Here is a 14,391-nt window from a genome sequence, read left to right on the forward strand (position 1 = left end):
CTTAAAGCAAGATCAAAAGATCGCAGCCTGCGGCAGCTCCTACATTGGAATACGTGTTCCGGTGTTATCAGAATTTCAGTGAAGCAGCCTTGGCCGTCACTTCGGTCCCTTGCTGGCCGCTGGTGCTGATCAGTTGTACCTGAATTTTCTGCGTCGCCGGGAAGGTCTTGAACACGTTGGCCAGGTCCAGCGTCTTCAACGCGCCCGGTGCCGCGCAGTTGAATTGATAATGCGCGTGGATTTCGCTGTGGTCGTGGTGATGCTCATGACCGTCCTTGTCCGCTTCATCGGCGTCATGATCGTCGGCATCCGGTTTGTCGCCGAACAGCGGGCTCTCCAGCTCCTGACTGACCACTTTGCAGCCAGCAGCGGCTGGCAGGCTGAACAGTGCCAGCGGTTTTTCCAACTGCGCACGGGCGGCGGCGACCTTGGCCTTGTCGGCATCGCTGGTGGCGACGTGTTCAAAACCCACCAGGTTCATCGCCGGGCTTTCCAGCTCCAGTTCCAGAGTCTGACCGTCCAGCGCAGCGTTCAGACGGCCAACGCCGTGTTCGTGCGCGCCGAGGCTGCCGTGTTCATGGTCGTGATCGTGGTCATGCTCATCGGCCGCGTGGGCGATGGCCAGCGGCAACAGGGCAAACGGCAAAGCGAGCAACAGACGACGCATGGCGGTCTCCGGGAAGTAAAGTGAAGAGTTTGTTATGTAATCTTATAACGAAAGTCCGCAGAGTTTGCCCGTGCGTTCCGCTTTGCGCAAGGCATGACTGAGCACCGCCCGGGACAGATTCCGGGGCGGTACATAGATTGGAGGTCATGCTTGTAGAGTCAGAAGCCTGCGCCGGGATAGTCGAACCAGTAATGGCCCGATAGCACATACTTGATCAGATTTGCCTCAAGCACGCTCGCGGCATCGCGAGTGAAGCGCTGGCGCCATGCTGGCAGCCACCAGTAATTGATGGCTGTTCCGCGTGGACGTATTACCACTTTCATGACCTCCTGATCTATTTTGCCCTCTGCATAGAGTTGATGGGTGCGATCCATGAAGGCCATGTATTGGCCTATCGGCAACTGGAACATCAACGCAGTGGTGAAGATTTTTTCACTCTGACTGAACGCCGGGCTTTGTAGTATCTGCAGTGCTTCGCAGGTGTACGGCTTTGGTTGGCCAGCGATTTTTTGGCCTTCAGGAGTAGAAAGTATGTCGAAACGGTCGTCCATATCCCGCCAGTCGATGCGGCTATTGCCCTCAAAATAATTGCGGACCACGGCGGTCAGCGAACCCGGCGCTATGTTTTCGTAGGTACAGGCTGAAAGGTTGGCGGGCGACCAAAATCGCCATGCCACAATCAGTAAAAGTGAAGCAGTCAGGATTATCCAGAAAAGACGTTTCATTGTGGTTTGCTGTATTTGTAGCGTCGGAAGATGGTGAAGTCGTGGTCACCGCGAGCGGCATTGCCCGATGCGATTCGAAAACCGACATCGTTGACTTCTATTTTGTCCCAGCCTGCAGAAATGCAGACACCCTGGGTCAGAACAAAACCTACGTGGCCGCTGGCATCCGTGTAATTGACAGCATAAGCACCGACGTCTCCGGGAAGCGGTGATTTCTCGGCGTTCCAGCTATTAAGCAGTCGGGTTTCGTCTGCCCATTCTCCTGCGGTCGGCGAACTCACTTTGGAATAACCCGGAATGTATTTTGAAGAGCCATGTTCGATCATCGCCACATTGACACCGATTGCGGTCAATACGTCATAGACGAACACATTGCACTTGTTTGATTCCGCCCGGAATTCCACGCTTTTCTTAAGTGTTGGATGCGGTAAAGAGTGTTTAACGTTGTTACCGGCCCATACGGTCGAACCTCGGTGTGAAAGCGCCTCCATCAATATGCGGCGCGGCATATCCTGGATGACCACTTTCACGGTGCGGGTCTCGTTTTTGCGTTTGACCCCGTACTCCACCTCGTAAAAGGTGTCATTGGAAACGGCACCGCTGGTGGACAAAGGCACCTTCACCCACGGTGAAACGGCGACGATCGACAGGGACTTGCCTTCGGTCAGCGTGGCTGTGTGCATCGCCTTCGTCGCTCCCGATGAGCCGACGATCTGAATAGTAACTTCGTGGCTATCGCGGGTTTTTACCGAGGGTAATGTCTTTGAACCCGAGAGTGTGATGCCGGTTTGCCCCTTGTCAGAGATGAGCGAGTAAATGCGAGGCTTGTCATCGTTCTGAATAATGTTGTCGTCGATGATCGATCCATCCACCAGCATCTGAAACTTGATGCCTTTTGGTGGCTGGATCGGACCTTTGCCGGGGCCGCAAACCGGACAACTGGCGAGTTGTCCGATGGAGGCGATTATTTTTCCTTCGATATTGAGGTTTTCATTTCCCTCAAGTACCACACCTCCCGTAGAGGTCGGGCCTCCCTTTGAGGCCAGTTTTCGTCCTGAAGACATTGGGATCCTTCCCGCGAAAAAGAGATCAATGTAGTCGATTACCCAAGAATTACCAGATGCGTTTGGCGCCTTTACTTGGCGTTGCACAAGTCCCGTGGGAGCATGCAGGTCAGAAATGTGCGGGAGCGAACGCAATGTTGCGGATACGTGGAACCGTCGGCGAAGTGCCGGTGGATTTGACTGTTGAGCTGGATGACAGTGACTGGGTCAAGCTGGGTTCGGCGCTGAATACGCAGGCGCCGATCGGCCAGTCTGAAGCGGTGGCGTCGGCGCCTGCGGCGAAACCGCTGAATCAGGACGATGCGTTGTGGCAGCTGGCCAAGGATCTGTTGCGCAAGGCCGGGCAGCTCAGCGGGCCGGATCTGCTTGAACAGCTTGAAGGGCTGACCGGCAGCGCGGTGGCGGGCAAGCGCTTGCTGGTGCGCTTGCGCCATAGCGCGGACGTGAAAGTGGTGAGCGGCGGGGATACGCCGCTCTACAGCTGGATCGAGTGAGCCGCTAAAGATCGCAGCCTGCGGCAGCTCCTACATTGGGATCGTGTTCACCGCGCATTTTGCGGATGAACGCTGAACCTGTAGGAGCTGCCGCAGGCTGCGATCTGTTGATCTTAATAAAGCGCAGCAAACATCTTGCGGCGGTACACCGTCACCAGCGGATGATCATTGCCCAGCAACTCGAACACCTGCAGCAAGGTTTTGTGTGGCAAGCCTTCGGCATAATTGCGATTGCGGATAAACAGCTTGAGCATTGCCTCAAGCGCCGCCTCGTACTGCTGGCGAGCGAGCTGCTGAATCGCCAGTTGATACACCGCCTCATCATCCTGCGGATCTTTCGCCAAACGCGCTTTCAGGTCGGCGGCATCCGGCAGGTCACGTGCCAGACCGAGGAACTTGATCTGCGCCTTGGCCCCAGCCAAAGCAGCCTTGTGCTCATCGCTCTTGACCGCATCAAGCACGGTTTGCGCTTCGTCCAGCTCGCCGCGTTCAGTCAGGCAGCGCGCGTAGAGGATCAGCGCCTTGGCGTTGGTGTTGTCTTCATTGAGCATCACCACCAGCGCCGCTTCGGCATCGGCATAGCGACCATCATCGAACAACGCCTGGGCCTGTTCGAACGGATCGGCAGCGGCCGGCGGCGGCATCTGCACATGCGGCTCTAGCAGGGCGCGCACAGCGGATTCCGGTTGCGCGCCGGCAAAGCCGTCGACCGGTTGACCGTCCTTGAACAGCACTACGGTCGGCAGGCTGCGAATGCCGAAACGGGCGACGATGTCCTGCTCGATGTCGCAGTTGACCTTGGCCAGCAGCAATTCGCCCTGATAGCTCTCGGCAATGCCTTGCAGCATTGGCATCAGCGCCTTGCACGGCGCGCACCATTCGGCCCAGAAATCCACCAGCACCGGTTTGTTAAAAGAAGCCTCGATCACCGACTGGTCGAAATCGGCAGTCGTGGCGTCGAAGATGTACGGCGTTTGCTCACTCATGGGGGATCTCGTCAAAGCGTGGATAGGGCAACTATACGGCTTGGCGGGGTGTGGCCGGAAGCGGGGCAGATTTGAGAGGTGTACCGCTAGGCAGGACGCCATCGCTGGCAAGCCAGCTCCCACAGGGTTCTGTGTCGTATACGAAATGTTGGTTCGACTCGGTCACTGTGGGAGCGGGCTTGCCCGCGATGCTTTTGGTTAGCGCCGCGCGTGGTACAGGCTGACATGCCGAAATTCCTCAGGCTCGGCCAGATCCGGCAACGTCATCGCCTCAAGCATTTCAATGCGTTCATACAACGGATGGCGAAAATCCCGAACCCGCGAATCCGCGACCAACGCCTCGCGGCCGCGGCTCAAAAATGCATCGAGCAACGGCAGGTTCGCCCGGTCATACAACACGTCCGCCACCAGAATCAGATCAAAGCGATCTGCTTCGGCAAAGAAATCCGTCGAATAACTCATCTCTACATTATTCAGTGCGGCATTCGCCCGGCACGCGGCAATCGCCAGCGGATCGAGATCGCAGGCCACCACCTCCAGCGCCCCGGCCTTCACCGCCGCAATCCCGGCAATCCCCGAACCTGCGCCGAAATCCAGCACGCGTTTGCCGCGCACCCACTGGGGAAACTCCGCCAGATAACGCGCCACCGCCAGACCGCTGGCCCAGCAGAAACCCCAATAGGGTGGCTCGTGCAGAATTCGCTGAATTTCTTCCTGACTGAATTGGCGATCCATGTTGTCGCCATCGATCAGCCATAGCTGTAAATCAGTGTCCGGCAACGCGCAGACCTTGAGTCTGGCGTCGCCGAGCAATTCACCTAACGCCTGTTGCAGGTCGAGCGGTGCCGTCATGGTGCTTTGACAAATTGCAGTTGGCCCAACGCCTGAGTGGTCGGCTGGGTGATGGTTTGCGACGGCAGATGCAGGATCAACTGGCCGGACTGGCTGGCGCGGCCACGCAATTCAACTCGCGCACCGACCGGAAAGGCCTCGGGGTTGAAGCGCACATGGAACGGCAGGATCTGGTTGTTGCCGATCAGGCTGGAACTGGCGAGCAATTGTTGCGGGCGATCCTTTTCATCGATCACCAGCAACGCCAATTCGACTTCGGCACCGGCCGGCACGCCTTGCAGGGTGCCGCTCAGTTCGCGTTGATAAGGCGGTAGCGGGCCAAGCTCGGCGGCTTCCTTGGCTTTTTTCTGCGCTTGTTGCGGTGCCGGGCCTGGCGTCGGCGGCTGGGGCTTGGGTGCATCGCTGCCACAGGCCACCAGCAGGCTGAAAAGACTGAGCAAAACGAGCGGACGTAACGGCATTGGATGCTCCGGCAAAATGAAATCCATGGATCAAACGATCATGCCGTTCTGTATACCGCAAAGCCTATGGCTTGTCTTGCCACCGGGATGCGCTACCATGGCCCTCCCTTTTTTTGTTGCCAGCCACCATGCACTGTCCCTTCTGCGGTGCCAACGACACCAAGGTCATCGACTCGCGTCTGGTCGCCGAGGGCGAACAGGTGCGCCGCCGGCGTGAATGCCTGGCCTGCGGCGAGCGTTTCACGACGTTCGAGACGGCCGAACTGGTGTTGCCGCGCCTGATCAAAACCGACGGCAGCCGCCAACCGTTCGACGAAGAAAAACTCCGCGCCGGCATGCAACGCGCCCTGGAGAAACGTCCGGTGAGCGTCGAGCGCCTCGAATCCTCTCTGGTTCACATCAAGCACAAGCTGCGCGCCACCGGCGAGCGCGAGGTCAAGTCCCTCGTGGTCGGCGAACTGGTCATGGCTGAATTGCAGAAGCTTGATGAAGTCGCCTACATCCGCTTCGCTTCGGTGTACAAGCGCTTCCAGGACCTCAACGAATTCCGCGAAGAAATCGACCGCCTCGCCCGCGAACCGGTGAAGGAATGACCACCGTCGCCGAGCAGGCCATCCTCGACGCGCGCTTTATGGCGCGTGCGCTGGAACTGGCGCGCAAAGGTCACTACACCACCCATCCCAATCCTCGGGTCGGCTGTGTGGTGGTGCGCGACGGGCAGATTGTCGGCGAAGGCTGGCACGAACGCGCCGGCGAACCGCACGCTGAAGTCCATGCGCTGCGCGCTGCCGGTGAACTGGCTCGGGGCGCTACCGCGTATGTGACCCTCGAACCGTGCAGCCATCATGGCCGCACGCCGCCGTGTGCCGATGCGCTAGTGAATGCCGGTGTCGCCCGAGTCGTAGCGGCGATGCGTGATCCGAATCCGCAAGTTGCCGGACGTGGTTTGCAACGCCTGGCCGATGCCGGCATCGCCACTGAAAGCGGTGTGCTCGAAGCTCAAGCGCGCCAGCTCAATCAAGGCTTTCTGAAACGCATGGAACACGGCTTGCCGTTCGTGCGGGTCAAGTTGGCGATGAGCCTCGACGGGCGCACGGCGATGGAAAACGGCGAGAGCCAATGGATCACCGGCCCGGCGGCGCGTTCGGCGGTCCAGCGTTTGCGCGCTCAGGCGGCCGTGGTGCTGACCGGCGCTGACACGGTGCTGGCGGATGGCGCGCGTTTGACCGTTCGCGCTGACGAACTCGGTCTGGACCGCGAGCAAACCGCGCTGGCCATGAGCCGACCGCCGCTGCGCGTGTTGATCGACGGCCGCCTGCGGGTGCCACTCGATGCACCATTCTTCAAGGCTGGCCCGGCGTTGGTCGCCACCTGCGTCGCGATCGAAGAGCAATACGCCCACGGCCCGGAATGCCTGATCGTGCCGGGCGATGACGGTCAGGTCGATCTGCATCAATTGCTGATCGAGCTGGCCAATCGCGGCACCAACGAAGTGCTGGTCGAGGCTGGCCCACGTCTGGCCGGCGCTTTCGCTCAGCTCGGTCTGGTGGATGAATTCGTTATCTTCATCGCCGGCAAGTTCCTCGGCTCCACGGCGCGTCCATTGCTGGACTGGCCGCTGGCCCATATGAAGGATGCGCCGGAGCTGAAAATCACTGAAATTCGTGCGGTCGGCGATGACTGGCGAGTCACTGCCATCCCTGTCCGTTCGGCGAGCGTATAATTCCCGGCCATCGTTATTACGCTGGCTTAGTTCTCAAGGAGAACCCCATGTTTACCGGCATCATCGAATCCATCGGCAGTATCCGCGCACTGACCCCAAAGGGCGGTGATGTGCGGGTACACGTCGCAACCGGCAAGCTCGACCTGAGCGACGTCAAACTCGGCGACAGCATCGCGGTCAACGGCGTGTGCCTGACGGCGGTCGAGCTGCCGGGCGACGGCTTTGCCGCCGACGTCAGCCGTGAAACCCTCGACTGCACCGCCATGAATGACCTGAAAAGCGGCAGCCCGGTCAATCTGGAAAAAGCCCTGACCCCGACCACTCGTCTCGGCGGGCATCTGGTCAGCGGCCACGTCGACGGCGTCGGCGAAATCGTCTCGCGCAGCGACAATGCCCGCGCCGTGGAATTTCGCATCCGCGCGCCGAAAGAGCTGGCCAAGTACATCGCCCATAAAGGTTCGATCACCGTCGACGGCACCAGCCTGACCGTGAACGAAGTCGATGGCGCCGAATTCATGCTGACGATCATTCCGCACACCCTGAGCGAAACCATCATGGCGTCGTACACGCCAGGTCGCCGGGTGAATCTGGAAGTCGATTTGCTGGCGCGTTATCTGGAGCGTCTGCTCTTGGGTGACAAGGCTGCGGAGTCCGGCTCTTCACAAAAGCCTGGTGGCACGATCACTGAAAGCTTTCTGGCCGCCAATGGCTATCTCAAATCCTGACTGAAGGGGGTGCCTTGTGGCGCTCAATAGCATCGAAGAACTGGTTGAAGACATCCGCCAAGGCAAGATGGTCATCCTCATGGATGACGAAGACCGCGAGAACGAAGGCGACCTGATCATGGCCGCCGAATGCTGCCAGGCCGAACACATCAACTTCATGGCCAAGCACGCCCGTGGCCTGATCTGCATGCCGATGAGCCGCGAGCGCTGCGAACTGTTGAAGTTGCCGCTGATGGCGCCGCGCAACGGTTCCGGTTTCGGCACCAAGTTCACCGTTTCGATCGAAGCCGCCGAAGGCGTCACCACCGGCATCTCCGCCGCCGACCGTGCGCGCACCGTGCAAGCTGCGGCCGCCAAAGACGCCAAGGCTGAAGACATCGTCAGCCCCGGCCACATCTTCCCGCTGATGGCTCAGGCCGGCGGCACCCTCGCTCGCGCTGGCCACACCGAAGCCGCTTGCGACCTCGCGCGCATGGCCGGTTTCGAGCCGAGCGGGGTGATCTGCGAAGTGATGAACGACGACGGCACCATGTCCCGTCGCGCTGAGCTGGAAGCCTTCGCCGCTGAACACAACATCAAGATCGGCACCATCGCCGACCTGATTCACTACCGGATGATCCACGAACGTACCGTTCAGCGGATTGCCGAGCAGCCACTCGACAGCGAACTGGGCCAATTCAACCTGGTGACCTATCGTGATTCGGTGGAAGGCGACGTGCACATGGCGCTGACCCTAGGCACTGTTTGCGCCGAAGAGCCAACGCTGGTTCGCGTGCACAACATGGATCCGCTGCGCGACCTGTTGATGGTCAAGCAACCGGGCCGCTGGAGCCTGCGCGCCGCGATGGCTGCGGTTGCCGAGGCGGGCAGCGGTGTGGTGTTGCTGCTCGGTCACCCGCTCGATGGCGACGTGCTGCTGGCGCATATCCGTGAAACCGCTGATCAGCCAGCGCCGAAAAAACCGACCACCTACAGCATCGTCGGTGCCGGTTCGCAGATCCTGCGTGACCTCGGTGTGCGCAAAATGCGCCTGATGTCTGCGCCAATGAAATTTAATGCGATATCCGGTTTCGATCTGGAAGTTGTAGAATACGTGCCCTCCGAATAATGACCGGTCGTTTCCGGCATTGTTGACATGGATTCTTGTGGTGAGGGGATTCATCCCCGACGGGCTGCGCAGCGGCCCCTGTTTTTGGGACTGCTGCGCAGTCCATCGGGGATGAATCCCCTCGCCACAAGGGTGCTATCCAGTAGTAATGCGGATTTTTCCGGCCATGTGTTCGTGGCTAATATCACTGAGGGATGCGTACGAAACGCGTCCCGGCTCTTTAAGAGAACTGACGAATGACCCTGAAGACCATCGAAGGTACCTTCATCGCCCCTAAAGGCCGCTACGCTTTGGTAGTGGGCCGCTTCAACAGCTTCGTCGTTGAAAGCCTGGTCAGCGGTGCAGTTGATGCCCTGGTTCGCCACGGCGTGAGCGAAAGCGACATCACCATCATCCGCGCACCTGGCGCCTTCGAAATCCCGCTGGTTGCGCAGAAAGTCGCCCAGAAAGGCGAGTTCGCAGCAATCATCGCCCTGGGCGCGGTCATTCGTGGCGGTACTCCGCACTTCGAATACGTGGCCGGCGAATGCACCAAGGGTCTGGCCCAGGTGTCCATGGAGTTCGGCGTGCCGGTCGCTTTCGGCGTTCTGACCGTTGATTCCATCGAGCAAGCCATCGAACGTTCCGGCACCAAGGCCGGTAACAAAGGTGCTGAAGCTGCCCTGTCCGCTCTGGAAATGGTCAGCCTGCTGGCACAGTTGGAGGCCAAGTGATTAGCGACGAAAGCGATCGTTTCAACCCGCGCGAGCCGCGTCCAACCGACGCCGGCAAGCCTTCGAAAAGTGAAAAGCGCCGCGCTGCCCGTCAGTTGGCGACGCAAGCGCTGTACCAGCGCCACATGGCCAGTACTTCGCTGAACGAAATCGAAGCGCAGTTTCGCGTCGACAACGATTTCACCTTCGCCGATGCCAGCTACTTCCACGACATCCTGCACGGTGTTCCGGCCAGTCTGACCGAGATCGACACTGCGCTGGCGCCGTGCCTGGACCTGACCATCGAAGAGCTGGATCCGGTTGAACTGTGCGTACTGCGCCTGTCGACCTGGGAACTGCTCAAGCGCGTCGACGTGCCGTATCGCGTTGTGATCAACGAAGGGATCGAACTGGCGAAAGTCTACGGTTCCACCGACGGTCACAAGTTCGTCAACGGCGTGCTCGACAAACTGGCCCCGCGCCTGCGTGAAGCTGAAGTGAAGGCGTTCAAGCGCTGATTGGCGTTTGAATCGGCTATGGGCGAGTTTGAGCTGATCCGCAACTTCTTCGCCGCCGCGCCTTGTGCGCAGGGCGGCGACGGCGTTGCGCTGGGGATCGGCGATGACTGCGCCTTGCTCGCTGTTCCTTCCGGGGAACAGCTGGCGATTTCCACCGATACGCTGGTGGCCGGTGTGCATTTCGCCGACCCCTGCGATCCGTTTCTGCTCGGTCAGCGCTCGCTGGCCGTTGCGGTCAGCGATCTGGCCGCCATGGGTGCCACGCCCGTTGCCTTTACCCTTGCCCTGACTGTGCCGACGGTGACCGCCGATTGGCTGCAAGCCTATGCTCGCGGTTTGAACCGCATGGCGCAGAGCTGCGGCGTCGCGCTGGTCGGCGGCGATACCACGCGCGGGCCGTTGAGCCTGACTGTCACCGTGTTCGGTCGTATTCCTGCCGGTCAGGCCTTGACCCGCAGCGGCGCGCAGCCGGGTGACTTGCTGTGTGTCGGCGGAGAGCTGGGCAATGCTGCCGGTGCCTTGCCACTGGTGTTGGGCCAGCGTGAGGCCGAGCCAGAAATCGGCCAGCCGCTGCTCGATCATTACTGGTCGCCACAACCGCAACTCGCGCTCGGTCAGGCCTTGCGCGGCAAAGCCACGTCGGCGCTGGACATCTCCGATGGCCTGCTCGCCGATTGCGGGCACATCGCACTGGCGTCGAAGGTTCGGCTTGAGATTGAACGCGAGCGTGTACCGCTGTCGGATGCTTTAGTGGCGTTTCTCGGCCAGCGTGGCGCCGAACGTGCAGCGCTCAGCGGCGGCGATGATTATGTGTTGGCCTTCACCCTGCCGTCCGTCGAGTTGCCAGCGTTGCTGGCCAATGGCTGGCCGATCCACGTGATCGGTCGTGTGGCAGAGGGGCAGGGCGTGGCGCTGCTGGATCGTGACGGGCGCGACATCACCCCGCAAATCCGGGGTTATCAACATTTTCAGGAGTCACCGTGACAGACCACCCGAAACAGGTTCCGGGCGAATTCGTACCGCCGTCGGTGTGGCGCAATCCCTGGCATTTCATTGCCTTCGGTTTCGGTTCCGGCACCTTGCCGAAAGCACCGGGCACGTGGGGCTCGTTAGTTGCGCTACCCTTTATCCCGTTGTGGCAGATGTTGCCCGACTGGGGTTACTGGCTGATGCTCGGGATCACCATGCTGTTCGGCTTCTGGCTGTGCGGCAAAGTGGCCGACGACCTGCGGGTACACGACCACGAAGGCATCGTCTGGGACGAAATGGTCGGCATGTGGATCACCCTGTGGCTGGTGCCGGAAGGCTGGTACTGGTTACTTGCGGGTTTCCTGGTGTTCCGTTTCTTCGACATTCTCAAGCCTTGGCCGATCCGCTGGGTCGACCGGCATGTGCATGGCGGCTTCGGCATCATGCTCGACGATGTGCTGGCCGGTGTGTTCGCCTGGCTGGCCATGCAGGGCCTGGTGTGGATTTTCGCCTGATTCCAAGGGATATCAGGGTCAAGTGAGGGGACTAGGGATGACTCGACGCTGGTTGGCGTTAGTGGTTTTGGCTTTGCTGAGCACCGTGGCCGGTGCGCAGGAAGCCGCGCCGACGCCTGCAGTCATCCATCTGGCCAGCGAAGACTGGGAAGACTACACCGCCGCCGATGGCCATGGTCTGGGTTGGGATGTACTGCGCAAGGTGTTCGAGCCGGCGGGGGTCAAGCTGGACATTCGCACGGTGCCGTACACCCGTTCGGTGGGGCTGGTGCAGTTGAAGGAAGTCGACGCGCTGGTCGGCTCCTACCGCGACGAAGCCGAGCAAGTGCTGTATCCGCAGTGGAATTTCGATTCCGACCATATCTACGCATTGGGCCTGGCGAACAACCCATCGCCCACCCAGGCGACGCTGGGCAAGTATCGACTGGCGTGGGTGCGTGGCTATCGTTACGAAAATTACCTGCCGAACATCAAGCGCTACAACCAGATCGAGCGCCGCACCGGCATTCTCTCGATGCTCAAGCAGGGGCGGGCGGATTACTACATCGATGCGCTGACCGAGATTGAAGCGGTGGTGAAAACGGCGACGGATCCGACGCAGTATCGCTATTCGCACCTGGCCGAGTTGCCACTGTTTCTCGGGTTTGCCGACACTCCGCAGGCCCGTGCGCTGATGGCGCTGTACGACCAGCGCATGCAGCAATTGGTTAACAGCGGCGAATTGAAGCCGATCTTCGAGAAGTGGAAGCAACCCTACCCCTTCGCCACAAATCCCCTGTAGGAGCTGCGGCACGCTGCGATCTTTTGATCTTGATTCTAAAAAACAGATCAAAAGATCGCAGCCTCGTTTCACTCGACAGCTCCTACAGGGATCCATGTTGTCCGGGTAGTTATCAAACTTTTTGATCGTTATGCCCGATAATTCAGCCTAAGCGCCGGTAGGAACCTGCTGTTACAATGCCGGCCTGCGAATTTTCAGACTCTTTAGATCAGGAGCACACCGGTGCCTGTCGTCTTTGTCGCCGCTTCCAAGCTGCCAACGCCTTTTGCGCAATTCACCATGCACGGTTTTCTCGATGAAGCCACTGGCCGCGAGCACGTCGTGCTGAGCCTGGGTGAGTTTGCCGACGGTGCCCCGGTTCTCGGCCGTTTGCACTCCGAATGCCTGACCGGCGACGCCTTGTTCAGCCAGCGTTGCGACTGCGGCTCGCAACTCGAAGGCGCGCTAAAAGCCATTGCCCGTGAAGGCCGTGGTGTGTTGCTCTACCTGCGTCAGGAAGGTCGTGGCATTGGTCTGTTGAACAAGATCCGCGCCTACGAATTGCAGGACGGCGGTGCCGACACCGTTGAAGCCAACGAGCGTCTGGGTTTCGCCGCCGACCAGCGCGATTACGCCATGTGCCTGCCGATGCTTGAGCATCTGGGTGTGAAATCCCTGCGCCTGATGACCAACAACCCGCGCAAAGTCAAAGCCTTGACCGACATGGGCATCACCGTCGCCGAGCGCGTGCCGCTGCACACCGGCCACAACCCGCACAACAAACTGTACCTGGCGACCAAGGCCAGCAAGCTCGACCACATGATGGGCAACGAGCATCAGGGCGAGGTTGATCGCGCGTGACCCGTGGTCAGGTGCGACGCCGATTGTCAGTCGCCTGGTGGAAATACTTGGCGCTGGCGTTGGTGCCGCTGTTCGTCCTCAATGCGCTGTTCGGGCAGGACGAGGGGATTTTACCGGTGTTGGCGATGCCGCTGTTTATTGCCGGCGTGGCGTCGATGTTTGTCAGCCTGAAGTTTTTCGGCCGCTACAAGCATGCCCTGATCGCCACGCAAAAAGCCCTTGATACTCCTGAAGAGCCCGACGCATGGATTGCCCTCGCGGCGAACCGTCGTTCGGCGTTTCTCGCGGCAGCATTGCCGGCCTGGATCGGCGCACTGGCGGTATTCGTCGGTCTCGAAGCGGTGCCGTTGATGCTGCTGGCGCTGTCCACCGCCGTGCTGTTTTACCTCTACCGTATCCCGCGTCAACTCGGCTGATGCGCCGTCTCTGGCTGGCGGTTCTGCTGCTGGCCGTCAGCGGCCCGGTGCTGGCAAACCTGCGGGTGGTCAGCCTGGCGCCGTCGCTTTCTGAAATCGTTGTTGAACTGGATTCTGCAGACCTGTTGGTCGGTGTGCTGGATGCCGGTGAACGCCCGGCTGAAATTGCCAACGTTGCATCGGTCGGTCGTTATGGCCAGCTCGACGTGGAACGGTTGCTGAGCCTCAAACCTGATTTGTTGTTGCTCTGGCCCGGCAGCGTCGGCCCGGCGCAGCGTGATCAGTTGAAGCGCCTGGGCATTCCGACTTTCATCGCCGAACCGCATTCCCTTGATCAGCTTTCTGTGCAGATTGAAGCCATTGCCACGCAATTGGGTCGACCTGAACGTGGGCTGAAGCTGGCGGCTGATCTGCGGCAAAAACTCGCCGAGCTGCGCCAGCGCTTTCACCGGGAAGTGCCGTTGCGGGTGTTTTATCAGGTATGGGACAAGCCGCTGTATACCGTCGGTGGCGGGCAGATTATCAGCGATGCGCTTGAGGTGTGCGGGGCGCGCAATGTGTTCAGCGATCTGACCTTGCCTGCGCCGCAAGTCAGCATCGAATCAGTGTTGCAGCGTGATCCCGAAGTGATTCTGGCCAGCGACCAGTCCCAGCTCAACGCCTGGAACAACTGGCCGCAGGTCGCCGCTGTAAAACAGCAGCAATTACTGCTGATCACCGACAAAGGCCTCGAACGCCCAAGCGGCCAGATGATCGACGCCACCGCCAAGCTCTGCCAACTCATCGCAACACACCAATAACCCCTGTAGGAGCTGCCGAAGGCTGCGATCTTTTGACTTTGCTTTGTGGCTGAGT

General features: G+C 59.9%; 19 protein-coding genes. 13 read left to right on the forward strand and 6 right to left on the reverse strand.

Annotation, left to right across the window (positions count from 1 at the left end):
* Window positions 1-67: 67 nt before the first annotated feature.
* The 3 genes from ACZZ0B_RS00400 to ACZZ0B_RS00410 all read right to left on the reverse strand — a co-directional run bounded on the left by ACZZ0B_RS00400 (window position 68) and on the right by ACZZ0B_RS00410 (window position 2,456).
* Window positions 68-667 carry a DUF2796 domain-containing protein gene (locus tag ACZZ0B_RS00400; protein WP_440096995.1) on the reverse strand — a complete coding sequence of 200 codons (600 nt, stop codon included), beginning with the start codon at window positions 665-667 and terminating at the stop codon, window positions 68-70.
* 158 nt (window positions 668-825) lie between these two features.
* Complete coding sequence (locus tag ACZZ0B_RS00405; RefSeq protein WP_463544143.1) at window positions 826-1,392, reverse strand: hypothetical protein; 567 nt, start codon at window positions 1,390-1,392, stop codon at window positions 826-828.
* On the reverse strand, window positions 1,389-2,456 hold the full coding sequence (locus ACZZ0B_RS00410) for a PAAR domain-containing protein (RefSeq protein ID WP_463544144.1): 1,068 nt from the start codon (window positions 2,454-2,456) through the stop codon (window positions 1,389-1,391). The genes ACZZ0B_RS00405 and ACZZ0B_RS00410 overlap by 4 nt, the downstream gene beginning before the upstream one ends.
* A gap of 134 nt (window positions 2,457-2,590) precedes the next feature.
* Between ACZZ0B_RS00410 and ACZZ0B_RS00415 the strand changes: the two genes are divergently transcribed.
* A complete protein-coding gene (locus ACZZ0B_RS00415; RefSeq protein WP_440096992.1) occupies window positions 2,591-2,950 on the forward strand; it encodes a hypothetical protein in 360 nt (119 codons plus the stop codon).
* Window positions 2,951-3,063: 113 nt separating this feature from the next.
* On the opposite strand, the gene trxA is transcribed toward ACZZ0B_RS00415, so the two are convergent.
* The 3 genes from trxA to ACZZ0B_RS00430 form a co-directional block, all read right to left on the reverse strand.
* The gene (trxA, locus tag ACZZ0B_RS00420; protein ID WP_463544145.1) at window positions 3,064-3,936 is read right to left on the reverse strand and encodes a thioredoxin; all 873 of its coding nucleotides are present in this window, start codon (window positions 3,934-3,936) and stop codon (window positions 3,064-3,066) included.
* 198 nt (window positions 3,937-4,134) lie between these two features.
* The gene (locus tag ACZZ0B_RS00425; protein ID WP_463544146.1) at window positions 4,135-4,788 is read right to left on the reverse strand and encodes a class I SAM-dependent methyltransferase; all 654 of its coding nucleotides are present in this window, start codon (window positions 4,786-4,788) and stop codon (window positions 4,135-4,137) included.
* Window positions 4,785-5,249 (reverse strand): hypothetical protein, encoded by a 465-nt coding sequence (locus tag ACZZ0B_RS00430; protein WP_463544147.1) that lies wholly within the window; start codon window positions 5,247-5,249, stop codon window positions 4,785-4,787. The genes ACZZ0B_RS00425 and ACZZ0B_RS00430 overlap by 4 nt, the downstream gene beginning before the upstream one ends.
* 128 nt (window positions 5,250-5,377) lie before the next feature.
* On the opposite strand from ACZZ0B_RS00430, the gene nrdR reads away from it, so the two are divergent.
* From nrdR to ACZZ0B_RS00490, 12 genes are all read left to right on the forward strand, one after another.
* Window positions 5,378-5,842, forward strand: coding sequence for a transcriptional regulator NrdR (gene nrdR, locus ACZZ0B_RS00435; protein WP_007910946.1), 465 nt, complete (start codon window positions 5,378-5,380; stop codon window positions 5,840-5,842).
* Window positions 5,839-6,972 (forward strand): bifunctional diaminohydroxyphosphoribosylaminopyrimidine deaminase/5-amino-6-(5-phosphoribosylamino)uracil reductase RibD, encoded by a 1,134-nt coding sequence (gene ribD, locus ACZZ0B_RS00440; protein WP_463544148.1) that lies wholly within the window; start codon window positions 5,839-5,841, stop codon window positions 6,970-6,972. The genes nrdR and ribD overlap by 4 nt, the downstream gene beginning before the upstream one ends.
* 47 nt (window positions 6,973-7,019) lie before the next feature.
* Window positions 7,020-7,697 (forward strand): riboflavin synthase, encoded by a 678-nt coding sequence (locus ACZZ0B_RS00445; RefSeq protein WP_397483570.1) that lies wholly within the window; start codon window positions 7,020-7,022, stop codon window positions 7,695-7,697.
* A 16-nt stretch (window positions 7,698-7,713) separates the two neighbouring features.
* Complete coding sequence (gene ribBA, locus ACZZ0B_RS00450; protein WP_158834239.1) at window positions 7,714-8,805, forward strand: bifunctional 3,4-dihydroxy-2-butanone-4-phosphate synthase/GTP cyclohydrolase II; 1,092 nt, start codon at window positions 7,714-7,716, stop codon at window positions 8,803-8,805.
* Between the two features lie 236 nt (window positions 8,806-9,041).
* Entirely contained in the window at window positions 9,042-9,518 is a 477-nt protein-coding gene (gene ribH, locus ACZZ0B_RS00455; RefSeq protein WP_003228649.1) for a 6,7-dimethyl-8-ribityllumazine synthase, read from the forward strand.
* On the forward strand, window positions 9,515-10,015 hold the full coding sequence (gene nusB, locus ACZZ0B_RS00460) for a transcription antitermination factor NusB (protein WP_034153728.1): 501 nt from the start codon (window positions 9,515-9,517) through the stop codon (window positions 10,013-10,015). The genes ribH and nusB overlap by 4 nt, the downstream gene beginning before the upstream one ends.
* Window positions 10,016-10,033: 18 nt before the next feature.
* Complete coding sequence (gene thiL, locus ACZZ0B_RS00465; RefSeq protein ID WP_463544149.1) at window positions 10,034-10,999, forward strand: thiamine-phosphate kinase; 966 nt, start codon at window positions 10,034-10,036, stop codon at window positions 10,997-10,999.
* Entirely contained in the window at window positions 10,996-11,499 is a 504-nt protein-coding gene (locus ACZZ0B_RS00470) for a phosphatidylglycerophosphatase A family protein (protein ID WP_008081837.1), read from the forward strand. The genes thiL and ACZZ0B_RS00470 overlap by 4 nt, the downstream gene beginning before the upstream one ends.
* A 37-nt stretch (window positions 11,500-11,536) precedes the next feature.
* Window positions 11,537-12,280 (forward strand): substrate-binding periplasmic protein, encoded by a 744-nt coding sequence (locus tag ACZZ0B_RS00475; protein ID WP_463544150.1) that lies wholly within the window; start codon window positions 11,537-11,539, stop codon window positions 12,278-12,280.
* A 222-nt stretch (window positions 12,281-12,502) separates the two neighbouring features.
* The gene (ribA, locus tag ACZZ0B_RS00480; RefSeq protein ID WP_008081835.1) at window positions 12,503-13,120 is read left to right on the forward strand and encodes a GTP cyclohydrolase II; all 618 of its coding nucleotides are present in this window, start codon (window positions 12,503-12,505) and stop codon (window positions 13,118-13,120) included.
* The gene (locus tag ACZZ0B_RS00485; protein ID WP_008081834.1) at window positions 13,117-13,536 is read left to right on the forward strand and encodes a hypothetical protein; all 420 of its coding nucleotides are present in this window, start codon (window positions 13,117-13,119) and stop codon (window positions 13,534-13,536) included. Before ribA ends, ACZZ0B_RS00485 begins: the two co-directional genes overlap by 4 nt.
* Entirely contained in the window at window positions 13,536-14,336 is an 801-nt protein-coding gene (locus ACZZ0B_RS00490; RefSeq protein ID WP_463544151.1) for a cobalamin-binding protein, read from the forward strand. The genes ACZZ0B_RS00485 and ACZZ0B_RS00490 overlap by 1 nt, the downstream gene beginning before the upstream one ends.
* Window positions 14,337-14,391 lie beyond the last annotated feature (55 nt).

The sequence above is a fragment of the Pseudomonas sp. AC247 genome (genome assembly GCF_979258015.1).